23 protein-coding genes and 1 pseudogene are annotated in these 25,774 nt (G+C 68.9%); 7 read left to right on the top strand and 17 right to left on the bottom strand.

Annotated elements, in window-relative coordinates; genetic code table 11:
- The 3 genes and pseudogenes from MBTS_RS12320 to MBTS_RS12330 form a co-directional block, all read left to right on the top strand.
- A pseudogene (locus tag MBTS_RS12320) lies at window positions 1-196 on the top strand (ABC transporter permease); the annotation flags it as partial.
- 44 nt (window positions 197-240) lie between these two features.
- Window positions 241-1,662 carry a M20 family metallopeptidase gene (locus tag MBTS_RS12325; protein ID WP_192215769.1) on the top strand — a complete coding sequence of 474 codons (1,422 nt, stop codon included), beginning with the start codon at window positions 241-243 and terminating at the stop codon, window positions 1,660-1,662.
- Window positions 1,663-1,665: 3 nt separating this feature from the next.
- The gene (locus tag MBTS_RS12330) at window positions 1,666-3,276 is read left to right on the top strand and encodes an ABC transporter ATP-binding protein (RefSeq protein WP_056146800.1); all 1,611 of its coding nucleotides are present in this window, start codon (window positions 1,666-1,668) and stop codon (window positions 3,274-3,276) included.
- Window positions 3,277-3,289: 13 nt separating this feature from the next.
- Here MBTS_RS12330 and MBTS_RS12335 read toward each other — a convergent pair whose 3' ends face one another.
- Entirely contained in the window at window positions 3,290-3,664 is a 375-nt protein-coding gene (locus MBTS_RS12335; RefSeq protein ID WP_056146802.1) for a hypothetical protein, read from the bottom strand.
- A 58-nt stretch (window positions 3,665-3,722) separates the two neighbouring features.
- Window positions 3,723-3,902 carry a hypothetical protein gene (locus MBTS_RS12340; RefSeq protein ID WP_056146803.1) on the bottom strand — a complete coding sequence of 60 codons (180 nt, stop codon included), beginning with the start codon at window positions 3,900-3,902 and terminating at the stop codon, window positions 3,723-3,725.
- Between the two features lie 248 nt (window positions 3,903-4,150).
- Between MBTS_RS12340 and MBTS_RS12345 the strand changes: the two genes are divergently transcribed.
- The gene (locus tag MBTS_RS12345; RefSeq protein WP_192215770.1) at window positions 4,151-4,456 is read left to right on the top strand and encodes a hypothetical protein; all 306 of its coding nucleotides are present in this window, start codon (window positions 4,151-4,153) and stop codon (window positions 4,454-4,456) included.
- Between the two features lie 13 nt (window positions 4,457-4,469).
- Here MBTS_RS12345 and MBTS_RS12350 read toward each other — a convergent pair whose 3' ends face one another.
- The 8 genes from MBTS_RS12350 to MBTS_RS12385 all read right to left on the bottom strand — a co-directional run bounded on the left by MBTS_RS12350 (window position 4,470) and on the right by MBTS_RS12385 (window position 13,398).
- Complete coding sequence (locus MBTS_RS12350; RefSeq protein WP_210322779.1) at window positions 4,470-5,069, bottom strand: biliverdin-producing heme oxygenase; 600 nt, start codon at window positions 5,067-5,069, stop codon at window positions 4,470-4,472.
- A gap of 32 nt (window positions 5,070-5,101) precedes the next feature.
- The gene (locus tag MBTS_RS12355; RefSeq protein WP_192215772.1) at window positions 5,102-7,300 is read right to left on the bottom strand and encodes a histidine kinase dimerization/phosphoacceptor domain -containing protein; all 2,199 of its coding nucleotides are present in this window, start codon (window positions 7,298-7,300) and stop codon (window positions 5,102-5,104) included.
- A 334-nt stretch (window positions 7,301-7,634) separates the two neighbouring features.
- Entirely contained in the window at window positions 7,635-8,561 is a 927-nt protein-coding gene (locus tag MBTS_RS12360) for a histone deacetylase family protein (RefSeq protein WP_192215773.1), read from the bottom strand.
- A gap of 67 nt (window positions 8,562-8,628) precedes the next feature.
- Window positions 8,629-9,429 (bottom strand): inositol monophosphatase family protein, encoded by an 801-nt coding sequence (locus tag MBTS_RS12365; RefSeq protein ID WP_192215774.1) that lies wholly within the window; start codon window positions 9,427-9,429, stop codon window positions 8,629-8,631.
- Entirely contained in the window at window positions 9,429-10,367 is a 939-nt protein-coding gene (locus tag MBTS_RS12370) for a phosphotransferase (RefSeq protein WP_192215775.1), read from the bottom strand. The genes MBTS_RS12365 and MBTS_RS12370 overlap by 1 nt, the downstream gene beginning before the upstream one ends.
- 34 nt (window positions 10,368-10,401) lie before the next feature.
- Window positions 10,402-11,352 (bottom strand): phosphotransferase family protein, encoded by a 951-nt coding sequence (locus MBTS_RS12375; RefSeq protein ID WP_192215776.1) that lies wholly within the window; start codon window positions 11,350-11,352, stop codon window positions 10,402-10,404.
- Complete coding sequence (locus MBTS_RS12380) at window positions 11,349-12,671, bottom strand: Zn-dependent hydrolase (protein ID WP_192215777.1); 1,323 nt, start codon at window positions 12,669-12,671, stop codon at window positions 11,349-11,351. The genes MBTS_RS12375 and MBTS_RS12380 overlap by 4 nt, the downstream gene beginning before the upstream one ends.
- Window positions 12,646-13,398: a DeoR/GlpR family DNA-binding transcription regulator gene (locus MBTS_RS12385; RefSeq protein WP_056250938.1), complete on the bottom strand. Its 753-nt coding sequence runs from the start codon at window positions 13,396-13,398 to the stop codon at window positions 12,646-12,648. The genes MBTS_RS12380 and MBTS_RS12385 overlap by 26 nt, the downstream gene beginning before the upstream one ends.
- A gap of 721 nt (window positions 13,399-14,119) precedes the next feature.
- On the opposite strand from MBTS_RS12385, the gene MBTS_RS12390 reads away from it, so the two are divergent.
- The 3 genes from MBTS_RS12390 (at window position 14,120) to MBTS_RS12400 (ending at window position 17,284) form a co-directional block, all read left to right on the top strand.
- Window positions 14,120-15,595, top strand: a complete 1,476-nt coding sequence (locus MBTS_RS12390) for a carbohydrate porin (protein WP_056146824.1) — start codon at window positions 14,120-14,122, stop codon at window positions 15,593-15,595.
- A 216-nt stretch (window positions 15,596-15,811) separates the two neighbouring features.
- Entirely contained in the window at window positions 15,812-16,375 is a 564-nt protein-coding gene (locus tag MBTS_RS12395) for a YcxB family protein (protein ID WP_192215778.1), read from the top strand.
- A gap of 135 nt (window positions 16,376-16,510) precedes the next feature.
- Window positions 16,511-17,284: an MOSC domain-containing protein gene (locus tag MBTS_RS12400; protein ID WP_192215779.1), complete on the top strand. Its 774-nt coding sequence runs from the start codon at window positions 16,511-16,513 to the stop codon at window positions 17,282-17,284.
- Window positions 17,285-17,481: 197 nt separating this feature from the next.
- Here MBTS_RS12400 and MBTS_RS12405 read toward each other — a convergent pair whose 3' ends face one another.
- The 7 genes from MBTS_RS12405 to MBTS_RS12435 form a co-directional block, all read right to left on the bottom strand.
- Window positions 17,482-19,038, bottom strand: a complete 1,557-nt coding sequence (locus tag MBTS_RS12405) for an amidase (protein ID WP_147833177.1) — start codon at window positions 19,036-19,038, stop codon at window positions 17,482-17,484.
- Window positions 19,039-19,098: 60 nt separating this feature from the next.
- A complete protein-coding gene (locus MBTS_RS12410; RefSeq protein WP_056147164.1) occupies window positions 19,099-19,818 on the bottom strand; it encodes an ABC transporter ATP-binding protein in 720 nt (239 codons plus the stop codon).
- A gap of 59 nt (window positions 19,819-19,877) precedes the next feature.
- The gene (locus MBTS_RS12415) at window positions 19,878-20,645 is read right to left on the bottom strand and encodes an ATP-binding cassette domain-containing protein (protein ID WP_056146833.1); all 768 of its coding nucleotides are present in this window, start codon (window positions 20,643-20,645) and stop codon (window positions 19,878-19,880) included.
- Entirely contained in the window at window positions 20,642-21,730 is a 1,089-nt protein-coding gene (locus MBTS_RS12420; protein ID WP_056146835.1) for a branched-chain amino acid ABC transporter permease, read from the bottom strand. Before MBTS_RS12420 ends, MBTS_RS12415 begins: the two co-directional genes overlap by 4 nt.
- Complete coding sequence (locus tag MBTS_RS12425; RefSeq protein ID WP_056146837.1) at window positions 21,727-22,593, bottom strand: branched-chain amino acid ABC transporter permease; 867 nt, start codon at window positions 22,591-22,593, stop codon at window positions 21,727-21,729. Before MBTS_RS12425 ends, MBTS_RS12420 begins: the two co-directional genes overlap by 4 nt.
- A gap of 11 nt (window positions 22,594-22,604) precedes the next feature.
- On the bottom strand, window positions 22,605-23,855 hold the full coding sequence (locus MBTS_RS12430; protein ID WP_192215780.1) for an urea ABC transporter substrate-binding protein: 1,251 nt from the start codon (window positions 23,853-23,855) through the stop codon (window positions 22,605-22,607).
- 228 nt (window positions 23,856-24,083) lie between these two features.
- The gene (locus MBTS_RS12435) at window positions 24,084-25,769 is read right to left on the bottom strand and encodes a methyl-accepting chemotaxis protein (protein ID WP_192215781.1); all 1,686 of its coding nucleotides are present in this window, start codon (window positions 25,767-25,769) and stop codon (window positions 24,084-24,086) included.
- Between the last annotated feature and the right edge of the window lie 5 nt (window positions 25,770-25,774).

Consider the following 25,774-nt stretch of genomic DNA (forward strand, 5'->3'; position numbering starts at 1 on the left):
CCTGTCGTTCCTCGGCCTCGGCGTCCAGCCGCCCCTGCCCTCCTGGGGGCTGATGATCGCCGAGGGCAAGCCGTACATGTTCTTCCAGCCCTGGGTCATCACCATCCCGGGCGTCGCCCTCCTCGTCCTCGTTCTCGCCATCAACCTCCTGGGCGACGGATTGCGCGACGTCACGGCACCCGAGGGGCGGCGCTGAGCGCTCCCCTCGGCTCCCATTCTCCCCCGACACAGAGTGGATCCATGTCCCGACACGATGCGATCGCGCATGCCGCGCGCCACTACGACGGAGGCGGTTTCCGCGCCGTCCTGCAGGATGCCGTCGCCCGCCCCACCGAGAGCCAGACCACCGGGCAATTGCCGGCGCTCCATGCCTACCTGTCCGACTTCCTCATGCCCGCCATCGCGCCTCTGGGCTTCACCGGCCGCATCCTCGACAATCCCGACGGCGAGCACGGCCCCTTCCTCATCGCCGAGCGGCACGAGGGCGACGACCTGCCCACCGTGCTGATCTACGGCCACGGCGACACCGTGCGCGGCTACCCCGAACAATGGCGCGACGGCCTCGACCCATGGGCGATCGTCGTCGAGGGCGACCGCTGGTACGGTCGCGGCACCGCCGACAACAAGGGCCAGCACATCATCAATCTCGGAGCGCTCGAGGCGGTGATGGCGGCGAGAGGCGGACGCCTCGGCTTCAACACCAAGCTCCTCATCGAAATGGGCGAGGAATCCGGTTCGCCGGGTCTGCGCGACCTGTGCCGGGCCGAGGCGCGCGCCCTCGCCGCCGACGTGCTCATCGCCTCGGACGGGCCACGGGTGAGCGCGGAACGCCCCACGCTCTTCCTGGGCTCGCGCGGCGGCTACACGTTCGAACTCATCGTGAACCTGCGCGAGGGCAGCCACCATTCGGGCAATTGGGGCGGCCTGCTGCGCAACCCCGGCACGGTGCTGGCCAACGCCATCGCGACCCTGGTCGACGGGCGCGGCAAGATTCTCCTCGATGCCCTGCGGCCACCCGCGATCCCCGAGGGCGTGCGGGCGGCGCTCGCCGACATCGCGGTGGGCACCGACCCCACCGCGCCGAGGATCGACGAGGAATGGGGCGAGCCCGGCCTCACGGCGGCCGAGCGCGTCTTCGGCTGGAACACCCTCGAAGTCCTGGCCTTCAAGACCGGCGACCCCGACGGCCCGCTGAACGCGGTGCCGCCCCACGCCAAGGCGACGTTGCAGCTGCGCTTCGTCGTCGGCACCGACTGGGAGGGCCTGATCCCGGCCGTGCGCGCCCATCTCGACGCGAAGGGCTTTCCCATGGTCGAGGTGCGGGCGGCCCGCTCCGAAGTGTTCCGCGCCACCCGCCTGCCCGTGGAGGACCCTTGGGTCGGCTGGGCGCTGGCCTCCATCGAGACCAGCACGGGCAAGCGCCCGGCCCTGCTGCCCAATCTCGGCGGTTCGCTGCCCAACGACGCCTTTTCCGAGATCCTCGGCCTGCCGACCCTGTGGGTGCCGCATTCCTACCCGGCCTGCCTTCAGCACGGTCCGGACGAGCACCTGCTCGGGCCGATGAGCCGCGAGGCGCTGATGCTGATGGCCGGCCTGTTCTGGGATCTCGGCGAGACCGGACCCGGCATCCTGGGCCAGCGCGACGCCAAACGGGAGACCTGAACCATGAGCGAGCCTGTCGTCAGCATCCGCAACCTCACCCTGGCCCTGCCCAAGGGAGCGGACCGGCCGCATGCGGTGGAGGATCTCTCCCTCGATCTGATGCCGGGCAAGATCCTCTGCGTCGTCGGCGAATCGGGCTCGGGCAAGTCCATGAGCGCCTATGCGCTCACCGGCCTGCTGCCGCGCGCCCTGACCCCCGTCGGCGGCAGCATCCTCTTCGAGGGGCGCGATCTCCTCACCCTCGGCGAGCGCGACTGGCGTGCCTTGCGCGGTCGCCGCATCGCCATGGTGTTCCAGGAGCCGATGACGGCGCTCAACCCGGTCATGCGGATCGGCGACCAGATCGCCGAGATGTTCGAGGCGCACGGCCTCCTCACCAAGGCCGAGCGGCGGGCCAAGGCCATCGCGCTCGCCACCGAGGTCGGCCTGCCCGATCCGGCGCAGATCGTGCGCGCCTATCCGCATCAGCTGTCGGGCGGACAGCGCCAGCGCGCGATGATCGCCATGGCCCTGGCCCTCGAGCCCTCGATCCTCGTCGCCGACGAGCCGACCACGGCGCTGGACGTCACCACCCAGGCGCAGATCCTGAAGCTCGTCCGCGACCTGCAGCGGCGGCGGGGCATGAGCGTCCTGTTCATCACCCACGATTTCGGCGTCGTCGCGGACATCGCCGACCATGTGGCGGTGCTCCAGCGCGGCAAGCTGGTGGAATCGGGCTCCGCCGACGAGGTCCTGAGGAGCCCGCAGCATCCCTACACCAAGGCGCTGCTGGCGGCGGTGCCGAGCATCGTGCCGCCGGAGCGCGCATCACGGGAGGGCGCGCCCATCGCCCTTTCGGCCATCGGCTTGACGAAAACCTACACGTCGCGTCGTGGCCTGTTCGGGCCGCCGCGCATCGTCCACGCGGTCAAGGAGGTGGCGTTCGACGTCCGGCGCGGCGAGACCCTGGGGCTCGTGGGCGAATCGGGCTCGGGCAAATCCACCACGGCGCGCCTCGCCATCCGGCTCATCGACCCGGACCGGGGCACCGTCCGCCTCGGCGCGCTGGATTACACGGCTTTGGGGCCGCGGGCGCTCCGCGCCGAGCGCAAGCGCATCCAGATGATCTTCCAGGACCCCTTCGCCTCCCTCAATCCGCGCCGGACCGTGGAGCAGATCATCACCGCCGGGCCGATCGCCCATGGCACGCCCGTCCGCGAGGCAAGGGAGCGGGCGCGGGAACTCCTCGATCTCGTCGGCCTGTCGCCCAGCGCCGCCGAGCGATATCCGAACGCCTTCTCCGGCGGCCAGCGCCAGCGCATCGGCATCGCCCGGGCGCTCGCCATGGAGCCCGACGTGCTGGTCGCCGACGAGGCCGTCTCGGCCCTCGACGTGTCGGTCCAGGCCCAGGTGCTCGACCTTCTCGAGGATCTGAAGCAGCGCCTGAACCTCGCCATGCTGTTCATCACCCACGACCTGCGCGTCGCGGCCAAGATCTGCGACCGGATCGCGGTGATGCATCGCGGCGAGATCGTGGAGCAGCGGCCGACCGCCGACCTGTTCCGCCGGCCGGACCATCCCTACACGCGGGATCTGCTCTCGGCCGTGCCCGGCCTGCAGATGGACGTGGCCTGACGCGCGAGGGGCGCTACTTGCGCCAGGCGTCGATCCAGGACGTCACCGGGTCGACCACGTAGGACAGGAGCGAGGTGGCCCAGCCCCTGGCCCTCGCGCCGATCGATGGCTTGCCCTGTCGACGGGCCTCGGCCTCGGCCGCCTGGGCGACCAGCATCGCCGAGACGTAACTGTTCTCCAGGGTCTTGCACTCGGCCAAAGCGGCCTTCTGCGCGGCATGGGTCGGCAGGCCGGCGGGTTGCCCGGAAAAGGCCTGGCGCACGCATTTGTGCCAGCGCCGCTCCAGGAGATCGAGATCGGCGCCTGCTGCCGGCGCCTCCTGAGCCATCGCCTCCTGAGCAAAGGCTCCCGCCGATGCCGCGAGGCCCGCCACGAAGGCAGCCGCCATCAGGGCCTGAGTCGCTGCCTGGCGGCCCGGTCGAGGATACGTCGTCGTCCGAGGCTCGCTAGCGGGCAAGGGCCCGCGTCTCGTCGAGGACGGCTTCCACCGCGGCGATCGCATTTTCCAGCTCCGCGATGCGGCGTAGCGTGCTGTCGGCCGGCATCGTTTCATGCTCCGCCGCTTCCAGGATCAGGGCGCGCTGACGAGCTTTGAGACGGTCCAGGAGAGATTCGAGCTTAAGCATGAACCGCACTTAACCGCGTGTTGCGCGATGGACAACATTTGTTTGCACCGAAATTGACGCCCTGTTGGTGGGGAATGACCCTGAAACACAAGATTCCACCGGAGTGTGGCCAAGATGAAATAGCGCCTGCGTACTTCACCTCCGCCCCGTGCTGTCCGGCGAGGACGGCTAAGGTCGCGTGCTGAACCTTTCCCACGGCCGCGGGTTCACAAAGCCTCGAGGCAACCTCCACCCCGGAAACCGTGATCATGTCGAAGACGATGTCCGCCGACTTCAAGAGCCGCCGCGATGCCGAGACCGCAGTCGAGCACATCGTCCAGGAACACGGGATCGACCGGAGCGCCGTGACCATCGCCCCCGCCGGCGACGACAACACCGCCGGGACCGAGGCGGCGCGGGCCGATATCGAGGATGGCCGCCTGAAGGAAGGCACCGAGGGCGAGCCCGCCCTGGAGGGCGAGATCCGCGTCACCGTCGCGTTCGACGAGGGGCTGACCGAGAAGGTGATGACGTCGTTCGAGACCTATGGCGGACGCGCGATCGATGCCGTCTGATCCGGCTCGACGATCAGCGCTGTGACGGCTCGGCCCGACCGGAATCCGGCGGGAGGCCGGCGGTGAGCCAGAGCTTGAGGGCGTCGAAGGTCCAACGGGCGCCCTCGATCACGTGATGCGGTGGGCCTTCCTCGCCGGACCGGTCGAGGAAGGTTCGGAACGAGGCCCACATCGCCCCCGTGTCCCGCTTGCCGTAGCCTTCGTAATAGGCGCACCCGCCCGATGCGATCTCCGCCCCGAGGCTGCGGTGAAGGTGATGGGCGATGACCTGCCCGCCCAGGGTCGAGCCCTCCGTGACGTAGAGCGCGCCGAGGAGGGCGGGGCGTGAATGGAAGCCGGTGCCCGCCGCAAAGCGCGGCAGCGCCTCGATCGTGTCCTTCGTCAGTCCGAAATGGACGAGATCGCGTTCCAGCAGGTGCAGCTTGCCGCGCGGCTGCGCGAAGGCAGGTTCGAAGCTCGCGGCGATTGCGGGCTCGAAGACCCGGTGGAACCCCCACCAGCGGGTGAGGAGAGCGAGGTATCCCTCTCGCGTCGCCATCCGCCGCCGCCAGTCGAGCCGGTGTTCCAGATCCTCGTGACGGTCACGCGTCTCCTCCCGCAGCCGTTCGCTCAATGACGGGGCCGCGGACGCATGGGCCGCGCCGCTCACGGCAGGCCGGCCGGCTCGGGCGCGCCGATCGGGGCGGTCATGATCACCCTCAGCCCCGGGTGATTGTTGGTGTTCTCGATGGTGCCGCCGAGGCGGTCGACCATGGCGTTGAGCATCCGCGTCCCGAATCCGCTCCGCGTGCCGGTCTTGCCCTGGCCCTGATCGGCGACGATCAGGCGGAAGCGGTTGCGATGCTGTTCGAGGCTGATGGCGATCGGCCCGACGGCACCGGCATAGGCGTATTTGTTGGCGTTGATGACGAGCTCGGTCAGGATCAGCCCGATGCTCACGGCGGCATCGGTGGGAATGGTCACGGGGGCGAAATCGGTACTGAACTGATCCGTCCAGTCGGGTCCCATCGACGATTTCATCTCCGTGACGAGATCCTCGAGGTAGCGCGCGAGATCGATCATCTCGACATTGTCGTCGCTGTAGAGCCGCCGGTGGACCAGGGCCACGGCGGACAGACGGCGCTGCGCTTCGCCCAGGGACTTGCTGAGATCCGCGTTGCCCTCCGACCTCGCCTGCAGGGACAGGAAGGCGGAGACGAGCTGAAGGCTGTTCTGGACGCGGTGGTTCACTTCCTTGATCAGGTAGTCCTTCTGGACCAGCAGGCTTTCCTTGTCCGCCACGGTGGCGCCGAGTTCGCGGTTGAGCTCGCGGATGCGCCGGGTCTGGCGCGCCTCGTACAATTCGCGGACGATGCGCTGCGCCGCCTCGATCTCGGGAAGGGTCCAGGGTTTGGCATGGCCGTGGACCTCCTCGGTCCAGGCCTCGAAGGAGGCGCGGGGGCTCAGGGTGTCGCCGACGGCGACGGCGGCCTTGTGCGGGTTGCCCGCCCAGTTCACGAGTTCGATCTGCTCGGCCCGGAACCACATCAGGATGATCGGCTCATCCCCCGACAGGACCACGGCGAGGAGACCGCTCGCCAGGGCGCGATAGGCGTCGGCACGCGGGAACCGCTTGCTGAGGGCGTGGGTGTGGAGGGCCTGCGCGCCGCCCACCGTTCGGACCCAGGCGGCGATCTCGCGCAGGTCGGCCTCGTCGGCGCAGCGTCCGGTCCGGTGGAGATCCCTGCCCTGCAGGAGCGCGAAGCCATCGGCCCCGAGCATGCGGCGCAGGTCCTCGCTCGTCTCGATGAGGATGTCCGAGAGGGGCGCTTCGCCCAGGACCTTTCCGGAGACCACGTCCTCGGCGCTGCGCAGCTGGAGCCGCTCGCGGTAATCCTCGGCTTCCTCCCGCGACCTGATCTGGCGCGCGACGCTCCCCGCCAGGGCCTGGCAGGCCATCCGCTGTCCGAAGGCGAGGGTGCGGGGCGTGCGGTGGTGGCAGGCCACGAGCCCCCACAGGATGCCGTCCTTGACGATGGAGATCGAGGCCGAGGCCGCCACGTCCATGTTGCGCAGATATTGAAGGTGGATCGGCGAGACGCTGCGCAGGTCGACATCGCTGAGGTCGAGCCGGGACAGCTCCTTCGGCCGGATCGGCTGCGGCACATAGGCGACGTCGGGGATCACCCGGACGCGGTTGCGGATGTAGAGCGCCCGCGCCTGTTTCGGGATGTCGGAGGCCGGGAAGTGGTGGTGCAGGAAACTGCCGAGTTCGGGGACCCGGCTCTCCGCGATGACCACACCCGCATCGTCGTCGAGGAAGCGATAGACCATCACCCGGTCGAACCCGGTGACCTCACGGAACGACGTCGCCGCCCGTTCACACAGCGTCTTGAGGTCGGCGGCCCGCTCCAGCGCGCTCCCGGCACGGTCGAGCCAGCCGAGCAGGCTGGCGGCATCGGTCCATTGGGCGGCCTGCGGCTCGAGCTGCACCAGCCATTGGCCGTCCTGGAAGCGGGCGGTGGCATCCATCGCCGCGTGCAGGCCCTCGACCCGGCCGATCACGACGGTCTCGTCCTGCGGCGCGTCGACAAGGAGAGCGGCATGGGTCGCGCCGAGAAGTTCCGACAGCGTCCGGCCGGTCCATTCCGTGGCCAGCATTCCCTCGATGTCGCCGGCGCCGCCGACCACCCTCTGGTCTTCGGCGCCCGCGATCAGCAGGAGCCCGTGCGGCTGGATCGCCCCCGGGACATGGATCGGCTCTCGGTCGCAGACGGTCAGATCTGGGCCGAGATCCGAGACGTCACCGTCCTGGCGAGGATCCAGGGCCGGATCGACCGTCCGGGGGGCACTCAGTTGCGTCATACGTCCATTCTGTAGCGTCTGTAGGCCGTCGGAAACCTGAACGGCCAACCTCCCGCATCCCCCGAACCGCGTGTCCGAAAGACAATCCTTCTTGGGCGGCCGAGTAGGAGCCGATTCGCCGACCCCCATCCCGCCGTGTGGAGACACGATGCGGGAGGAAATCTGCCGCCCGTCGAAGGTGGGGCGAGGATTTATTTAGTGACTCTACGCAGCTTTGCCATATCGACGCCACACATAGTTTGCCGGTCTTATATGTGTACTTTCATACAAACAGAATTGTGTTGATCGAAGCTCGGCTGTACTGACGGGAGCGACTGTCCCGGATCGATTCCGCTCACGCCCCCATGAGCACCGACACATGGGCGGCGACCGAATCGCCGAGCCCCTTCAGGTCGTAGCCGCCCTCCAGCAGCGACACGATCCTGCCGTCGCAGGTGCGGTCGGCGATCTCCATCACCTGGGCCGTGGCCCAGGCGAAATCCTCGGCCTCCAGCATCAGGTTGGCCAGCGGGTCGCGCCAATGGGCGTCGAACCCGGCGGAGATGACGATGAGGTCGGGTTTGAACGCCTCGAGACGGGTGAGGATGCGGCTTCGCATCGCCTCCTTGAAGGCGTCGCCATCGGCGAAGGGCTTGAGCGGCGCGTTGACGATGGTGCCGTGCTCGCCCTCCTCGGACACCGCGCCGCTGCCGGGATAGAGCGGCATCTGGTGAGTGGAGCAGAACAGCACCGACGGGTCCGACCAGACGATGTCCTGCGTGCCGTTGCCGTGATGCACGTCCCAATCGACGATGGCCACGCGCTCCGCCCCGTGGACCGTCCTGGCGTGAAGGGCGGCGATCGCCGCGTTGTTGAAGACGCAGAAACCCATCGCCTTGGTGCGTTCCGCGTGATGCCCCGGTGGCCGCATGGCCGAGAAGGCGTTGCGGGCGGCACCCGTCATCACGAGGTCGACGCTCTGCACCGCCGCGCCGACACCGCGCAGGACGCAATCCATCGTTCCCGGCGAGAGCACCGTGTCCGAATCGAGATGGGCAAGCCCCTCGCTCGGCACCGAGCGGAGGATGGCGCGGACCCATTCCTCGGGATGGGCGAGGAACACCGATTCGAGGGCTGCGGCGTCCGGCGAGCGACGGTCGAGGCCGGAGAAGTCCGCCGTCCCGAGGGCCTCCCGGACCGCCTTCATGCGCTCCGGCCGCTCGGGATGTCCGTGCGGCGTGCGATGCTCGAACGCGGCCGCATGATGGAACAGGACGGTCATCGACATCTCCCCTCGTCAATCTGGCATTGAGTATACCAGCTTGAGCGAGGGATGACAGGAGCGCGGATCAGGCTCGCAGGCGCCGGAGGGCCTCGGCGTGGAGGCCGGCATTGGCCGCGGCCACGACCCGTCCGTCGAAGGCGGGCGTCAGGGGGCGACCGTCCCAGTCTGTCATCACGCCGCCCGCCCCTTCCACCACCGGCACGAGGGCCATGACGTCGTAGACCTGGAGCCCGGCTTCCACCACGAGGTCGCAATGACCGCTGGCGAGGAGGCCGTAGGCGTAGCAATCGCCGCCGAAGCGGCGCAGGCCCACCGCTCCGCTGAGCCGTGCGAAGGCCTCCGCATCCGCGCCCACGAAGATGTCCGGGGAGGTGGCGAACAGGCGGGCCTCGTGAAGGTGCCTGTCGCTCGTCCGGGCGGGCAGAGCGCCGAACCACGCCGCGTCGCCGGTGCCGCACCAGCGTTCCCCGAGTGCCGGCATGTCGATGACGCCGACGATCGGCCGCCCCTCCGAGACCAGGGCGATGAGCGTGCCGAAGAGCGGCATGCCGGTGATGAAGCTCTTGGTCCCGTCGATCGGGTCGATCACCCAGGTGAGCGGCCGTTCGAAATCGCCGCCCTCCTCCTCTCCGAGGATGCCGTGGTCGGGATAGACGCTGCGGATCTCGGCGCGCAGCAGGGATTCGATGGCGCGGTCGGCGGCCGTGACCGGGCTCGCATCCGCCTTGGCTTCCACCGGCAGTTCGGTGCGGAAATAGTGCCGGGCGAGGGGGGCGGCGAAATCGGCGAGGCGATGGGCGAAGGCGATGACATCCGCCTTCGTCGCCCCGTCCCCGGACGGGATCGCCAATGCGTCCACGCCCATCACAGGCGCCTCAGCCAGAGCGGCCAGTCGGGATGGTGGAACAGGGTGCGGGCCCGCATGTGCTTCCAGGTTCCGTATTTGTAATAGTCGAAATCGAGGGTGGAGACGGCCTCCTGAATCATCGCCCAGGTCGCCCATTTGAGATCGCCCAGCGCCTTCAGGACCGCGATGCGCGCGTCGATCTCGGGGCTCCAGCGGCCGAAATAGGCCTCGATCATCTCGCGCTCGATGGCGTCGGGGAACGCCATCTCGTCGAACCAGAGGGCGAGCTCGTAGGCGCGCTCGTTGTTGGAGGCGTATTCGAAGTCGACGAGCAGCACCCTGTCGGCCGCGTCGATCATGAAATTGCCGGCCAGCGTATCGTTCATGCACGGCACGAGATCGAGGCCGGAGGCCGTCAGGGCCGCCTTCGCCTCGGCCACGCAGCGCATCAGATGGGCCTGGTCGGCGGGAAGCCGGCCACCCACCTCCGCGACCTGCTCCACATGCTCCTCGATCATCGCGAAGATCGTCTTCGTCAGCCCGAGCGGCGCGGAATCGTTGAAGGCCTTGAGGGCACGCACGGCGTTGTGGCGCACGGCGGGGCGCAGGAAGTCGAGATTCGAGGAGGCGCGGTAGCCCTCGACGAAGGCGAAGATCTCGACGCCGGCCTCGGGCAGGTAGTCGATCACCTCGACGCCGTAGCCGCAGGCATGGGCGCGGCGGCTGGCTTCGTTGGCGTGGTCGCGGGTGATGAACATTTCGGTGCCGCGACCGGGCATCTTCACGAAGACATCCCGCGCGTCCCCGATGGCGACGTGCCAGTTGGTGTTGCTGATGCCACCCGCCACCGGCCGGTAGCGCATCGGCCGGCCCTGCCAGGAGGCGATGCCGGCGAGCACGCCCTCCAGGGCGCGCTCGCCCTCGCTGATGCCGTCGCCCAAGCCTGTCCAGCTCATCGCCGTTCGGTGCCCCCCGTCTTGAGTGATCGAGTCACAGCCGGCGCAGCCAGCTTTCGAAATCGCGTGCGCCCATGGTCGTGCGCGCATGCAGGAGCCGCCAGGTTCCGTATTTGTAGAACTCGATTCCGCTGCGCGCCGAGGTGACCGCACGGGTGACGCCCCAGAGGCCGCCCATCACGTCGTCGACCGCGCCGTAGAGGCGGCAGCGGTTGTAGAGGCGCTCGTCGAACCGGCCGGCATAATGCTCCACCGCCTCGCGCCGCTCGGGTTCGAAGGCGCAGGCCTCGTTGAGGAGGGCGCCGACGTCGAACCAGGGGTCGTTGTCGCCGGCGAGGTCGAAATCGACGAGACGGATCTCGCCCTCCCCGATCATGACGTTCGAGGCGATGCCGTCATTGTGGCAGAAGGCGAGGTCGATCCCCGACGCATGGATGGCCTCGCGCACGAGCGCCATCGTCGCCACCAGCCGGTCGGTCCCGTCGGGAAGCGGCGCGTCGGCGGCGCGGGCTTCGGCCGCGAGGCTCTCGATCCGCCCGAAGGGGCAGAATCGATGGCCGAGACGACCGTCACCATGGAGCCGCTTCTTGGCGTCCAGCACCTCGGCCAGGACCGCCCCGTCCTGAAGGTCGCCGACGCGGGCATAGCGCCAGGGCTCGGGCAGGTAGGCGAGGCCGAGCGCTCCGTCCGCCTCGTGGACCACCTCCGGGGCGACGCCGAGGCGCGCGGCCTTGCGGGCCGCCAGCCCGGCCACGGGCGTCACGTCGTCCGCCATGTCGGCGTGGCGGAGCTTGAGGAAGACCGGCTCGCCCTCGCGGAACGTGATCCGGACGCAATCCGACGCCACGGCCCGGTGAGTCGGGGACGCCACCGGCGCTGCGGCCAGCCCATAGCGAGGCTGGCGCGCGATCCAGTCCGGCCGCGTGGCGATGACGGCCTCCACGCGGTGGTCGAAGGTGGTGCCGGCCTCGCCGTAGGCTATCATCGCTCCCCTCCGAACGCGTCGTTCGGCCGCCTGAAGAGCAAGGCCCGTTCCGGAGATCCGCCGGCGCGGCACAGGCGCCATGCGGCGAGCAGTCCCACCGAGAGCCCGGCTTCGAGATCGGCCGGCCGCGTCAGCTCGGCCTCGTTATGCGCGATGCCCCCGACGCTGGGGACGAAGACGATGCCGGTGGGGCATTGGCCGAGCAGGCTGATCGCGTCGTGGCCGGCCACGGTATCCATGCGCAGCGACCGCAGGGAGGTCTCCTCGGCGCAGGCGGCGACGAGATCGCACACGGCCTCCGGCAGGCTGCGGATCGGCCGCAGGGTCCGGCCGGGGATCGCCGCGACGACGCCTGCGCGCTCCGCCGCTTCCGTGATCGCCGCCTCCGCCATGAGGGCCGCATCGGTGAGGAGGGCATTGTCGGCCGAGCGCAGTTCCACGCTCAGTTCCACCCGCGCGGGCACCACGTTGGGGGAATTGGGCTCGACCAGGATGCGGCCGACGGAGGAATGGAAGCGGCCGGGCCAGCGCTCGGCGATCTCCCTCACCTCGGCGATGAGATAGGCGGCGGCGAGCAGCGCATCGCGCCGGCGCGGCATCGGGGTCGGGCCGGTATGGGCCTGCTCGCCGGTGAAGACCACGTCGATCTTGGCCGCCCCCCAGTTGCGGGTGACGATGCCGATGCTCGCCTTGGCCTTCTCCAGGACGAGGCCCTGCTCCACGTGGAGTTCGAGATAGCAGGCCGGGAGCGGCGGCGGCCGGTCCGTGCCGAGGAACCCGATCCCGTCCAGGGCCTCCCGAAGGGTGATCCCGGCATCGTCGCGGCTGGACAAGGCCTCCTCGATCCGGCGCGCGCCCGCATAGGCGCCGCTTCCGAGCAGGCTCGGCCGGAAGCGCGCGCCCTCCTCGCCGGTCCAGTTCACCGCACAGAAATCCGCCCCGAAGGTCTCGCCAGCGCGCCGCGCCCGCATCAGGGCGGCGCCGATGGCGGCGGCCGCGACCACGCCGTAGGTCCCGTCGAAGCGGCCGGCCTTGGGCTGGCTGTCGAGATGGGAGCCCAGCATCACCAGGGGGGCGCCCGGACCGTCCGCGAGGGGGAAGATGGCGAACTGGTTGCCGACCCCGTCCACGAGGATGTCGGCCCCCGCCTCCCGGGTTGAATTGGCGAAGAGGCGACGGGCCTGCCCGTCCTCGGCCGAGGCGCAGAGCCGGGTGATGCCGCCGCCCGGCGTCGCCCCGCAGGCGGAGATCTCCGCGAAGAGCGCGTGGAACGCGCGCGCCGTCGCTGCCGCGTCAGGAGCTGATGAGATCGATGTCATGCTGGGTGAAATGATCCAGGAACGGCTGTGGCGGCGGCCGGTCGGTGACGAGGGTGAGCCGTTCCGAGAGGCCGAAGGTGCAGAGGTTCGCCTGACGCCCGAACTTGCGGGAATCGGCCAGAAGCACGCTCTGGCGCGCCTGGCCCCGCAGCACCTTCCGCAGGGCGGATTCGTGCTCCTCGTAATCCATCCAGCCATGGGTGAGGTCGCAGGCCGCGATACCCATGAAGGCGATGTCGAAATAGAACCGCTGCGCGTAGGCCACCGTCTCGTAGCCCACCAGGGCGTTGTCCCGCGCCCGCAGCATCCCCGGCGTCAGGTTCACCCGGGCGGGGCCGCTGCCGAGATGGAGCGCCACGTCGATGGAATTCGTCGTCACCGTGAGGTTGCGGCCGCTGAGGCGGCGGGCGAAGGCGAGCGTCGTGGTGCCGGTGTCGATGAAGATCGACATCCCGTCGCGGATCAGCCCCTCGGCATTGGCTGCCACCTTCGCCTTCTCGCGCGGGTTGGTCTTGCCCCGCTCCTGGAGCGGCCGGTCCTGGTCCAGGCGGGGTGGCACGGCGCCCCCGTGGATCCGCCGCAGGACGCCGCGCTCCTCCAGCACCTTGAGGTCGCGCCGGATGGTCTCCTCGGAGACCCGCAGATAAGCGGCCACGTCGGAGACGCCGACCCGCCCCGTCCCGTTCAGACGGGACAGGATCTCCTGGTAGCGGTGGTCGGTCAGCATCGGCGTCGGCGTCTCCCCAATCCGCGAAAGAGTAGCGATTTTGGTGAGCCGAGGCCGCAGGAAAACACGTGTCCCACAGGGTGTTTCCCACGGAGATGGCAATCGCGTCGCTCGTGCCGGGGGAAGCCGCCAGCGATGCCGGTTTCCGGAACCCTCCGGCGATCGGGAGCCGCGCTGGAGCCGGATGGGCGGGATCGGGCAGATCCAACGCGGCGGCCTGTCCTGTCCGATTGATCATGCCGCCAGAATCACGCTGCCTGAGCCGAGATGACGAGAGATGCCGGCGTCGCTTTCCATGACGACACGTGACGGCCGGACCTCAGCGGAAAGGTCCCCGGCGCAGGTCGCCTGTCAATCTGATTCTGACCGAAATGTGGGATTTATGAGTATTTGCCTGAATTTTCCGCCTTATGCCATCTGTGGGATCACACATGCCCGTTTCCGTGCCCGGTTTGTCCGTCCGGCTCCCGCAGGTCCGCTGCGTCAGGCTTCTTGAGCCTGCTTCTTCTGGTTGAATATCAATCGTTTAGCGTCGAGAACACAATCTGCCGGTGTCGTGCAAAGAATTCGGGTGAGAAATGGAACTTTTCTCGAGTGCGCTCCCCGTTGTGGCACTGGCCTTGCGGAACCCTCCCAATCTCACAATTCCCCGCGCCTGGGCTCCTCCGACGAGCACGAGACCCGAAAGGCGCGGGGAACAGCAGCAGGGGGACGTTCGACGATGCCGAGAGACGCGACAGAGAAACCCGCGAGCGCCGCCGTCGCGCGCTCCGCTCGCCGCACCGGGCTTCCGGTTCTCCTGGGCGGTGCGTTCCTCGCCGCGGGCATGCTGTCCGCCGAGGCTCAGACCGCCTCGCCCGTCGGCGAACTCAACGCCCAGACGCAGCCGCGCACCGACCGGGACATCGCCTCGAAACCCGCCGATCCCGTGCGCACCGGGCCGCTTGCGCCCTGGGCCACCGACATGGCGGCGCGGGGACTGACCTTCGACGTCAACATCTACGATTTCTACCAGGCCAATCCGAGCGCCGGCCTGCGCACGGGCGAGCAATCGAACGCCGCCTATTTCGTGCTCAGCATGACGGCCGACATGCAGAAGCTCGCCGGCATCGCCGGTGGCTCGATCAACTTCACCCAGACCTTCTTCGGCCTCGTGCGCAACCTCAACATGGCCGGCGACATCGGCGACACCACGGTGGGCTACCAGCCGCCCTACACGCCCAACAGCACCCGCCTCTCGCTGCTGACCTATCAGCAGAAGCTCCTCGACGACCGCCTCGTGGTGGAGGTCGGCCGTACGCATCCCGACCGATATTACGGCCTGCCGCCGTGCAACTCGATCAATTCCTGCTTCCAGGACATGTTCTACTTCAATGCCGGCTTCACCTCGCCGCTCTTCGGCGTCTGGGGCGCCAACATCGCCTATAAGCTCTCGCCGACGACTTACATCCAGGCCGGCGCTTTCAGCGTGAACCCCAACACCAACGTCCTGTCGGGCTACGATTTCGGCTACGAGCGCCTGTCCGGCGCCGTCGTGATGACCGAGATCGGCCGCAAGACCGACTACACGATGGAGGCCTATCCCGGCCGCGTCTCGCTCACCGGCTTCTACAACACCGCCGACCACGACGATAACTTCAAGACCATCGCCGGCACGTCGAAGGGCCTCAATCCGGGCACTCCGTCGTTGCAGAAATCCGGCACGTCGGGCGTCGTCCTCACCGGCACGCAGACCCTGTGGCGGGCCGATGGCGGGCGTGACGCGAGCAACCCGCATCCCACCGCGATCTCGGCCTATACCGGCACCGGCTACGCCTTCGATCCGACGATCCCGATCCGCTTCAACTCCTTCGCCGGCCTGCTGCTGTCGGCGCCCGACCAGGGCCGTCCCAACGACACCTACGGCATCAAGGCCAACTGGCAGCGGCTGAACCAGAACTATGCCGACTTCCTGTCGGATGCGAACTTCATCTCGGGCGGCACCGGCGAGCCCTATTCGCGTGACAAGTTCGTGTTCGAGGTCAACGCCCATTTCGATCTCGGCGCGGGCGTCGTCCTCGAGCCGGTGGTCCAGTACGTCGTCAACCCGAATTCCTTCTACAACCCCTATACGGCCCGCCGCGCCAAGGACGGGTTCTACGGCGGCTTCACCCTCGTCGTTCCCCTCGGCACGCTGCTGGGCCTGGCGCCGGGCTGATTCATCCGTCCGAGACGCGGCACCGCGTCTCGCGACCGACGACAGGGCTACGGATCCGCCGCCGGTCTCGCAGATCGGCGGCGGATCCGTTCTCGTTTTGGGGCGGCTGCGCGCCGGAAGAAGGCAGGCGGGTCCGGGGCGGGTTGAACCACCGATCCCGTCGCGGCAGAAGGTCGGCATTGCGCGCATCGCGTCGTTCGGACGTCAGGTCCCGTCATGCTCGAAACGAACACGTCCCGGCCCGCGCCCGGCGCCGCAAACAGGACGGAACTGGTCTACGAGGTTCTCAAGGCCGACCTCGTCGAGGCGGGTCGCACGACGTTCCGGGCCCAGATGAGACGACCGCGCCTGCGCCTGTTCCTGATCGGCTGCGCGGCCATGATGGTGGTCTTCGGTTTCGCCCAGAACGACGTCGTCGGCTTCGTCAGCTGGGTCATCATCGTCTGCCTCGTCGCGCTCCTCCTGCCGCACGCGATCACCAGGGTACTGATCCCCTGGCAGGCCGGCATGACGGTGAGGCGGGACGAGCGGTTCCGGCATCCCTGGCGCGCGATCATCGCGCCGGAGGCCTTCACCATCGCCACCTCGCAGGGGGAGACGCGCTATCTCTGGAGCGCGTTCACCTCCCGCCTGTCCTCCCCGGACATGACGCTTCTCATGCTGGGAACGCGGGTGTTCGTGCCGATCCCCGGCCGGGTCCTCTCCCCCGACGATCTGGCGGCGATCGACGCCCATATGGCGGCATCGCGGCCGGCCCCCGCCGCCGCGTCGCCGGCCTGATCCGGGGGAGCCCGACCGCGGTCCGCGCCGTCGCCGAGACGGCCGGGATCGCACCGGGGATCCTGCGCAAAACAGCGTATGGCGTATCGGCCCCGCCCCCGGCATCGAGGGGGGAACATCCCCAAGGAACCCGCCATGCCCGCCGTCGACGCCCTCTACCGCTATCCGATCAAGGGTCTGTCGGCCGAGGCCCTGACACGCCTGAGCGTCACCCCGCAGGACGGGCTCGCCCATGACCGGGAATACGCCCTGGCGCTGGGGACCACCCGGTTCGATCCGGAGAAGCCGGAGCCCCTGGACAAGGGCTTCTTCCTGATGCTGCGCAACAACACGGCGCTGGCGGCCCTTTCGACGCGGCTCGACCCCGAAAGCCATCGCCTGACGATCCGGCGCGGCGGGGAGGAGGTGTTCGCCGCCGACCTGTCCACGGAGGCCGGGCGTGCCGGGACGGAGGCGTTCTTCGCCGATTACCTCGGCGAGGAGACCCGCGGGCGACCCCGCCTCGTGCGGAGTGAGAACCACAAGTTCACCGATGCCAGCGTGCTCTCACCGGTGATGATGCGCGCGATCTCGGTGGTGAACCTCGCCTCGGTGCGGGCGCTGTCCGAGGCGACGGGGCGGGAGCTCGATCCCCTGCGCTTCCGCGCCAACATCCATCTCGACGGGCTGGAGCCGTGGCAGGAGCTCGATTGGGTGGGGCGCGCGCTCGGCATCGGCCCGGTGCGCCTGCGCGGCCTCGCCCGCACGCCGCGCTGCGGCGCCGTCAACGTCAACCCGAAGACCGCCGAGCGCGACGCGAACCTGCCGAAAGCCATCATGAAGCATTTCGGGCATGTGGACCTCGGGATCTATCTCGAGGTCGTCGAGGGCGGGACGATCGCCACGGCGGATGGTGTCACCCTCGACTGAGGGAGGTCCAATCTCTCTTGTGGGCTTCTCGATTCAGAAATCTGGTCGAGAGCCGTTGCCTCTGTTCAAGAGGGTTCGTCATGAGGCGTCACGGGCTCCCTCTCCTTCCAGGAGAGGGGACCCGTGTTGCCCGCGAGAGGTGCGACTATCGTAGCCCACAAGGGGAAGGAGGGCCTCTGGTCAGGCGCGCTCCGTCCTCAGCTTGGCCTCACCAGGCTCGGCGCCTTGCGGTAGCCGGTGGCCGCCTCGTAGGCATAGGCGAAGCCGAGGAGGTCGGCCTCGCTCCACATCCGGCCCACGAAGATCAGGTTGAACGGCGAGCCGCTGGCATAGGCCCCGGCCGGCAGCGTGACGCCGGGCAGGCCGGCGATGTTGATCTCGCAGACCGTGGTCTCGTTGATGGCGAGGCCGCCATGCAGGGGCGGCAGTTCATCGCGCATCTGCGGGAAGACGAGCCCGTCGAGCCCGTTCTCGTCCATCACTTGGTTGAAGATGTCGAGATAAGCCTCTCTGAGGGCGAGGAAGTCCGACAGGTCGGGCGGCCGCGTCGGGTCGGCCAGGATCGCCTCGAAGACCGGATATTGGTGCAGGTAGCGCAGCACGCCCTTGGGGCCGAACGCATCCTCCTCCGCCGTCGCCTCGGCGAAGGACGCGACGCTCCGCAGCGCGGCGCTCCCCCCGAGGCGCTGCAGGTAGAGATGCAGGTCGTAGGGCACGGATTCCATGCCGCGGGCATCGAAATAGTTCAGGCCCTCGGTGGGCTCGGCGAGGGCCGCGAAGCCCGTGCCGGCGAAGGGATCGGCGACCAGGGTCGCGCCGCAGGCGGTAATCTCGCTCTGCGCCCGCGCGTAGAGGTCCGTCGCCTCCGCCGAGAGCGGCAGGTCGCGCCAGCCGGGTCCGAACAGGCCGAGGCGCTTGCCCTGGAGCCCGTTCCTGTCGAGCTTCGAGGTGTAGCCGCCCTTGGGCCGCTTGCCGATGCCGGCCACGGTCTTGGGGTCGGCGGCGGTGTAGCCGGCCAGCACGTCGAGGGTCAGCGCCGCGTCGCGCACGCAGCGGGCGATGGGGCCGACCACGTCGCGGGTGCTGCCGGCCAGGGGCACCACCCCGGCATTGGGGACGAGGGCGAAGGTCGGCTTGATGCCGACCAGTCCCTGCGCCGAGGCCGGGTTCTGGATCGAGCCGCCGGTCTCCTCGGCGAGGCCGAGCACCGCGAGGCTGGCGCCCACCGCCGTGGCCGTGCCGGCGCTGCTGCCGCCGGGCAGGCAATCGGGCGCCGCCGAATTCAGGGTCGGTCCGGCCCAGCTGTCGTTGGCGTGGCTGCCGGTGGCGCTGAGGACGGGGACGTTGGTCTTGCCGAGCATGACGCAGCCGGCCGCCCGCATCCGCGCCACGACGGGCGAGTCGGTCTCGGGGATCAGGTCGACGCCGCCGGCCTTGGCGCTGAGGAAGCGCCAGCCCGCCGTGGTCGGCAGCCCGGCCATGTCCATCGGGTCCTTGATCACCACCGGCACGCCGGCCAGCGGTCCCAGCGCCTCGCCGGCGGCGCGGCGCGCGTCGATGGCGCGGGCGTCGTCCAGCGCCTGCGGGTTCATGACGATGATGGCGTTGTAATGCGGGTTGTAGGCGGCGATCCGGTCGAGGAAGGCCAGCGTCAACGCCTCCGAGGTGACGCCGCTGGCGAAAGCGTCGGCCACGTCGGCCAGGGTCATCTCGACGATGTCGAGGTCGGGGCTTGGTGTCGGGGCGGCGGCCATCGCGCAATGTCTCCTTGGTTGGAATGGATGGAAGGACTGTACGGGATGAGGCCGGCGGCCTCACTCCATGCCGACGAATTCCTCGATCATCGCCCGGTCGCGGGCGATCTCGGGCGGGATCTCACGGGTGACGACGCCCTTCTGCAGGATCAGCACCCGCTCGGAGAGGCCGGCGATGAAGGTGAGGTTCTGCTCGACGAGCAGGATCGTCAGGCCGCGCGCCCGGCCGATCGCCTGCAGCGTCTCGATGATCTCCTCGATGATCGAGGGCTGGATGCCCTCCGTCGGCTCGTCGAGGAGGAGGATGCGGGGATTGCCGCACAGGCAGCGCGCCAGCGCCAGCAATTGCTGCTCGCCGCCCGAGAGTGCCCCGCCCGGCCGGTCGAGATAGGCCTTCAGCCGGGGGAAGACGCTGAGGCTATCCGCGATGGTCTCGTCCTCGTCCCTGTCGGAGAGAAGACAGCCCATGCGCAGGTTCTCGCGCACGCTCAAGGTCGCGAAGATCTCCCGCCCTTGCGGCACGAAACCCATGCCGAGCCGCGCCCGCGCCGTGGGCGAGCGCCGGGCAATGTCCTCGTCCCCAAGGCGGATGCGGCCGGCGGTGACGGGGAGGTAGCCCATCAGGGTGCGCAGCAGGGTCGTCTTGCCCATGCCGTTATGGCCGAGGATGCCCACGAATTCGCCCTCCCCCACGGTCAGCGATACGCCGCCGAGGATCGGGATGCGGCCGTAGCCGGAATGCAGGCCCTCGACGGACAGGAGGGCGGGCCGTGCCGCCATGGCGTTGGCGTCCGGGCTGGAGGAGAGCGGCAGCGTTTCGATCGCGTTCATGGCGCGGCTCATGCGGCCTGCTTGCCGAGATAGACGTCGCGGACGCGCTGGTCGGCGAGCACCCGTTCCACGCTGTCTTCCATCAGGATGCGGCCCTGGTTGAAGACGGTGACGGTCCTGGCGATCATCCGGATGAAGGGCATGTCGTGCTCCACCACGATGAGGGCATGGGTGCGGTTGATCTCGCGGATGAGCTCGGCGGTGCGGTGGACCTCGTCATGGGTCATGCCGGCGGCGGGCTCGTCGAGGAGGATCAGCTCCGGTTCCTGGGCCAGCACGGTGGCGATCTCGACCCATTGGCGCTGGCCGTGGGCGAGCTGGCCGACATTGCGTTCGGCGATGGCCGTGAGCTGGAGCCGGGTCAGGGTCTCGTCGACGATGGACCGCGTCCGGGCGATGGACTTGCGCCGCCCGGCCGCCACGAACACGTTCTCGCGCACCGACAGGCCGTTGAAGACGTTGGGCACCTGGGTCTTGATGCCGACCCCGAGCCTCGCGATCCGGTGCGGCTCGGCCCCGGTGATGTCCGTGTCGCGGAAGCGGATGCGGCCCTCGGTGGGCGTCAACTGCCCGGTGAGCATCTTGAAGAAGGTGCTCTTGCCCGCGCCGTTGGGGCCGATGAGGCAGCGCAGCTCCACCTCGCCGAGGGTGAAGTCGACATTGCCCACCGCCGTCACCCCGCCGAAGCGCATGGTGACGCCCTTGGCCTCGACGAGCGGGCGAAGCGGCGGGCGGACCGGGGAAGCCGGCGCCGCCGCTGTCGTGGTGATGCTCATGGCCGGACCTCCCCTGCCAGCGCCTCGCGGGCGGGATCGGCGGGTTTGCCCGCCTTCGCCTCGACGATTTTGGCCTTGAAGAGCTTGGCGGGGAGTTCGGGAAGGCGCATCAGCAGGGTCCTCACCACCGGCAAAAGCCCCTGCGGGATCAGCAGGACGAACGCCACGAGGACGATGCCGAGGCCGAGATTGGAATCGACGACGTTCTGCGAGCCGGCCTCGATGATGAGCCACTGGATCAGCACCGCGCCGAGCATCGGGCCGACGAGGGTGCCGAGGCCGCCCACCAGCACGAAGATGATCACCTGCGCCGACATCGACAGGCCGAACACGGTGGGGCTGATGAAGCCGCCCCAATTGGCGTAGAGGCAGCCCGCGAGCCCGGCGACGGCGCCCGAGATCATGAAGGCGAGGAGCTTGTACAGGCGCGGATCGTAGCCGATGAGTTGCGCCCTGGTCTCGTTCTCGCGGATCGCCACCACGACGCGGCCGAAGCGGCTGGCCAGCACCCAGCGCAACAACGCGTAGACCAGGATCAGGGCGCCCATGGCGGCGTACCAGACGCCGTCATTGTCGAGCGGGTTGCCCGCGTCGCCGAGCTTGTTCAGCGCCGGGATCGCCGGGATGCCGTTGAACCCGCCGAGTTCCGCCTCGCCGATCCGGTACTGGCTGCCGGAGGTGGTGTTCACGAGCTGGAACAGGATCACCGAGACGGTGAGCGTGATGACGCCGATATAGGCGTCCGAGATCCGGCCGTAGAACATGAAGTAGCCGAGCAGCCCCGCGAACAGGGTCGGCACCAGGATGGCGATGAGGATCGGCAGCGTGCTGTCGCCCATGTTGATGACGGAGACGGCGTAGGCGTAGCCCCCGAGCCCGAGGAAGGCGGCCTGCCCGAAGGACATCACCCCGCCATAGCCCCAGATGAAGCCCTGGCTCAGGGCGAACATGGCGAGTGCTGCAAAGCCCGTGGCCTGGACGAGGCCGAACGTGTCGAGGGCGTGCGGCGCCCCGAACAGGATGCCGAGCATGACGCCGAGGGTGACGAGGAACCCCATGGCGGAGCGGCGGGCGACGGGATTCATAGGCTGCGCCTCAGGTAGCGGCCGGTGATGCCCTGCGGCAGCACGCGGATCAGCAGGATCGCGGCGACGAGGAGGGCGACGTCGCCGATGACGGGCGTGGTCCTGAACGAGACCAGTTCGTTGATGACGCCGAACACCGACGAGGCGAGGCCCGTGCCCGTGACGATGGCCGGCCCGCCGCCGAGCACGGTGATGAAGGCGCGGGAAATGTAGGCCGCCCCCATGGACGGGGAGACGCCGGAGATCGGCGCGAGCACGCCGCCGGCCAGCCCCGCGAGGGCCGCGCCGAGGCCGAACGTCGCCATGTAGATGCGGTCGGGCGACACGCCCATGGCTGCGGCCATGCGCGGGTTCTGCATGGTGGCGCGCAGGATCAGCCCGAACTTCGTCATGCGCAGCAGGAGGAACATGCCCGTCAGCACGGCGAGCGCCGTGGCGACGATGACGAGGCTGTAGAGGCTGGCGCCGTAGCGGCCGATCTCGAAGCTCCCGACCGGCGTCGAGACGCCCCGCACGACGTTGCCGTAGAGCGTGGTGATGAGGCCGATCAGCCCGAGGCTGATGCCCCAGGTCGCCAGCATCGTGTCCATCATCCGCCCGTAGAGGAAGCGGATGACGGTGCGTTCGAGGATCAGCCCCACCGCCCCCACCACCAGGGGCGGCAGGACCAGCATGGCGATCCAGATGTTCACCCCGGCACCGTTCGCCATCACGGCGGTGTAGGCGCCGAGCATCATGAACTCGCCATGCGCCAGGTTGATGATGCGCATCATGCCGTAGATCACCCCCAGACCGAGGGTGATCAGGACCAGGGTGGCGATGCCGGTGAGGACGTTGAAGGTCAGGAGCCCCGCGAGATCCATGAAGAGGCGCCTCAGCCCTTCAGGTCGGGCGTGAACTGCTTGTTCATGCGCGGGTTCTTCACGAGGTCGCAGGCGCCGCCGGTATCGGCCGGGAACGAATCCGGGAAGGTCGCCAGCTGCTCCCATTTCCGGTCCTTGGGCCGGGCGAGATAGGTGTTGCGGATGGTGTGGTGGGTGCCCGGATCCATCGTCACCTTGCCCGTGGGCGAGTCGATGCTGATGCCGCTCTCCAGCGCCGCCACGACGGCGTCGCGCTCGATCGAGCCGGCCTTCTTCACCCCCTCCGCCCAGAACATGATGCCTTCGTAGGTGGCGGTGTCGAGCTCGCTCAGATCGGTGACGTCGGCGCCGAACTTGGCCTGCATGCCGGCGACGAAGGCCTTGCTCGCGGGCGTGTCGAGGTCGTTGTACCAGCCGTAGCAGGTGAGGATGCCGTTGGTGGTGGAGGTGTCCATGGTGGTCAACTCGTCGCCGAGGCCGAACACGCTGGCGCCCATGGGGATCTTGCCCTTCATGCCGGCGGCGTCCCACTGGCGGTAGAAGCCCGAATGGTTGGCGCCGACGAGGGCGGAGAGGACGATCTCCGGCTGGGCCTGCTGGATGCGGCTGATGGCGGAGGAGAAGTTCGTGACGTCGAGGGGGAAGAAGTCGGTGCCGGCCACGGAGCCGCCGCCATCCTTCATGAACTTCGTCATCCAGCTCGCGGTGATGTGGCCGTAATTGTAGTCCGCGGCGACGATGTAGGCCTTCTTGCCCCAGTTCTTGAGGGCGTAATCGACGATGTGGTTGACGGTCTGGGCCGGGGTCGAGCCGGTGCAGAAGACGTTGCGGTCGCAGACGCCGCCCTCGTACTGGGTGTTGTAGAAATAGAGGGTCTTGGAGCGGCCGAAGATCGGCCGGATCGCCTCGCGCGAGGCCGAGGTGATGCCGCCCTGGATGACGTCGACCTTGTCCTTCAGGGCGAGGGTCTGGGCGTATTGCGTATAGAGTTGCATGTTGGACTGGGTGTCGTAGGCGATCAGCTTGATCGGCCGTCCGAGCAGGCCGCCGGCCTTGTTGAGCAGTTCCACCGTGTATTCGGTGGTCTCGATCATCCGCTTGCCTTCGAGCCCGAGCGCCCCGGTCCCGTCGAGGAGGCTGCCGAGCTTGATCGGCTCCGCCGCGAGGCCGTTGCGCGCGAAGAACGGTATCGCCACCGCGCCGCCCGCCCCTGCCAAACCGAGCTTGAGCGCATGGCGACGGTTCATCGTGCCCTTGGTCATCGATATCACTCCGCTTCGTGCCGTCTGCACGGACGATCGCCGCCGGCCGCGCCGGAGTGACGTAACAAGATCGATGCCAACAAATCTCACATTACGGGCAAGGTCGGGCGAGCGCGCCGGATGCCTCACCCATAGGCAGGGCGAGGACCGTTCCGCCTCGCCTCAAGGCACGAAAGCCACAGATCACGCACGTGCCGCATCGGCGCGGAGAGCGTCCCGCGTGGCCGGTCAGGCGGCGCGCACGGTGGCGAGGAACCGGGCCACCTCCGTGCCGAGATGGTCGGATTGCTGCGACAGCGCCGAGGCCGAGGCCAGGACCTGGCTCGCGGCGGCGCCGGTCTCCTCGGCCGCGTTCGCGACGCTGGCGACGTTGGCGGTGACCTGTCCCGTCCCCATGGCCGCCTGGGACACGTTGCGGACGATCTCCTGGGTGGCGGCGCCCTGTTGCTCCACGGCGGCGGCGATGGAGGTGGCCACGGTGCTGATCTCGCCGATCCGCGTGGTGATGGTTCCGATCGCCGAGACCGCCTGTCCCGTCGAGGCCTGGATGCGGCCGATCTGGTCGCCGATCTCCTGGGTCGCGCGGCTGGTCTGGCTGGCGAGCTGCTTCACCTCGGCGGCGACCACGGCGAAGCCCCTGCCCGATTCACCGGCCCGCGCCGCCTCGATGGTGGCGTTCAGCGCCAGCAGGTTGGTCTGCCCGGCGATCTCCGAAATGATCGACACCACGTCGCCGATCCGGCCCGCCGCCAGGCTGAGTTCCTCGACGAGGGAGGCGGTCCGTGCCGCCTCGTTCACCGCGAGGGTGGCGAGATTGGCCGATCCGTCGACCTGACGGCCGATTTCCTGGACCGAGGAGCCGAGCTGTTCGGCCGCCGCCGCCACGGTGTTGACGTTGGAGGCCGCCTCTTCCGCCGCCGCCGCCACAGTCAGGGATTGCGAGGCGGTGTGCGTGGCCGTCGCCGTCATCGCGCGCGCGGTCCCCTGGAGCTGGCTCGCCGCCGCCGCCACGGTGCCGACGATGCCGCCCACGGCCCGTTCGAAATCCCCCGCCAGCCTGTGCATGGCGGCCTGCCGCTGGGCTTCGGCGCCGGCGCGCGCGAGCACGGTCTCCTCCTCCAGGGCGCGCATCTCGATGAGGCGCGTCTTGAACACCTGCACCGCATCCGCGATCGTGCCGATCTCGGTCCCCTCCCCCTGGCGCGGGATCGCCACGGACAGGTCGCCCGAGGCCAGCGCCTGCATCGGCTCGACGACCGAGGCGATGCCCCCGGTGACGCCGCGGATGATCCAGAACGCGAGCAAGGCCGACAGGACGAGGCCGCCGAGGCCCGCGCCGAGGACGAGGGTCTCGGTGCGGTCGAAGGCCTGCCGGCTGGCGAGGCGGGACGTCTCCGCCACCTCGTTGTTGATGGCCACGAGCCGGTCCGCCAGGGAGGTGCACAGGCGCTGGAGTTCGGTGGACTTCCCCTGCAGCCGCTCGAGCCCATCCTCGTTCATCCCGCTGCGCGAGAGATCGAGGATCGCCTTGTTCTCCTTCTGGTAATCGAGCCAGGTCGTGGTGAGCGTGTCGTAGACGGCCCTCTCGCCGGGGGAGGTGGCCAGACTCGCATACTCGGCCAGGATGCGGGTGACCTTGCCCTGACGGTCGATGATCTCGGCATCGTAGCGCGTCTTCGAATCCGGATCGATCGCGCCGAGATGGCGATAGATGCTGATGGCGTAGCGCCCGATCCAGCCGGAGATCTCACCGGCCTTGGCGACGCTCGGCAGAGCGTCCGACTGCACGCTCACCAGATGTCCGTTGATCGTCCGGGTGGCGGTCAAGGCCACGGCCCCCATGACCACGAGGAGCAGCGTCGTGATCGAGAAGGCGCCGATGAGGCGCGCGCGCAGGGAAAGGCGGCTCAGCATGAAAA

The organism is Methylobacterium bullatum (assembly GCF_014845095.1).
GTDB lineage: Bacteria > Pseudomonadota > Alphaproteobacteria > Rhizobiales > Beijerinckiaceae > Methylobacterium > Methylobacterium bullatum.

Coding starts and splice junctions, on each gene's coding strand:
- MBTS_RS12325 (WP_192215769.1), top strand. CDS start 241: ATGTCCCGACACGATGCGATCGCGCATGCCGCGCGCCACTACGACGGA.
- MBTS_RS12330 (WP_056146800.1), top strand. CDS start 1,666: ATGAGCGAGCCTGTCGTCAGCATCCGCAACCTCACCCTGGCCCTGCCC.
- MBTS_RS12335 (WP_056146802.1), bottom strand. CDS start 3,664: ATGGCGGCTGCCTTCGTGGCGGGCCTCGCGGCATCGGCGGGAGCCTTT.
- MBTS_RS12340 (WP_056146803.1), bottom strand. CDS start 3,902: ATGCTTAAGCTCGAATCTCTCCTGGACCGTCTCAAAGCTCGTCAGCGC.
- MBTS_RS12345 (WP_192215770.1), top strand. CDS start 4,151: ATGTCGAAGACGATGTCCGCCGACTTCAAGAGCCGCCGCGATGCCGAG.
- MBTS_RS12355 (WP_192215772.1), bottom strand. CDS start 7,300: ATGACGCAACTGAGTGCCCCCCGGACGGTCGATCCGGCCCTGGATCCT.
- MBTS_RS12360 (WP_192215773.1), bottom strand. CDS start 8,561: ATGACCGTCCTGTTCCATCATGCGGCCGCGTTCGAGCATCGCACGCCG.
- MBTS_RS12365 (WP_192215774.1), bottom strand. CDS start 9,429: ATGGGCGTGGACGCATTGGCGATCCCGTCCGGGGACGGGGCGACGAAG.
- MBTS_RS12370 (WP_192215775.1), bottom strand. CDS start 10,367: ATGAGCTGGACAGGCTTGGGCGACGGCATCAGCGAGGGCGAGCGCGCC.
- MBTS_RS12375 (WP_192215776.1), bottom strand. CDS start 11,352: ATGATAGCCTACGGCGAGGCCGGCACCACCTTCGACCACCGCGTGGAG.
- MBTS_RS12380 (WP_192215777.1), bottom strand. CDS start 12,671: ATGACATCGATCTCATCAGCTCCTGACGCGGCAGCGACGGCGCGCGCG.
- MBTS_RS12385 (WP_056250938.1), bottom strand. CDS start 13,398: ATGCTGACCGACCACCGCTACCAGGAGATCCTGTCCCGTCTGAACGGG.
- MBTS_RS12390 (WP_056146824.1), top strand. CDS start 14,120: ATGCCGAGAGACGCGACAGAGAAACCCGCGAGCGCCGCCGTCGCGCGC.
- MBTS_RS12395 (WP_192215778.1), top strand. CDS start 15,812: ATGCTCGAAACGAACACGTCCCGGCCCGCGCCCGGCGCCGCAAACAGG.
- MBTS_RS12400 (WP_192215779.1), top strand. CDS start 16,511: ATGCCCGCCGTCGACGCCCTCTACCGCTATCCGATCAAGGGTCTGTCG.
- MBTS_RS12405 (WP_147833177.1), bottom strand. CDS start 19,038: ATGGCCGCCGCCCCGACACCAAGCCCCGACCTCGACATCGTCGAGATG.
- MBTS_RS12410 (WP_056147164.1), bottom strand. CDS start 19,818: ATGGCGGCACGGCCCGCCCTCCTGTCCGTCGAGGGCCTGCATTCCGGC.
- MBTS_RS12415 (WP_056146833.1), bottom strand. CDS start 20,645: ATGAGCATCACCACGACAGCGGCGGCGCCGGCTTCCCCGGTCCGCCCG.
- MBTS_RS12420 (WP_056146835.1), bottom strand. CDS start 21,730: ATGAATCCCGTCGCCCGCCGCTCCGCCATGGGGTTCCTCGTCACCCTC.
- MBTS_RS12425 (WP_056146837.1), bottom strand. CDS start 22,593: ATGGATCTCGCGGGGCTCCTGACCTTCAACGTCCTCACCGGCATCGCC.
- MBTS_RS12430 (WP_192215780.1), bottom strand. CDS start 23,855: ATGACCAAGGGCACGATGAACCGTCGCCATGCGCTCAAGCTCGGTTTG.
- MBTS_RS12435 (WP_192215781.1), bottom strand. CDS start 25,769: ATGCTGAGCCGCCTTTCCCTGCGCGCGCGCCTCATCGGCGCCTTCTCG.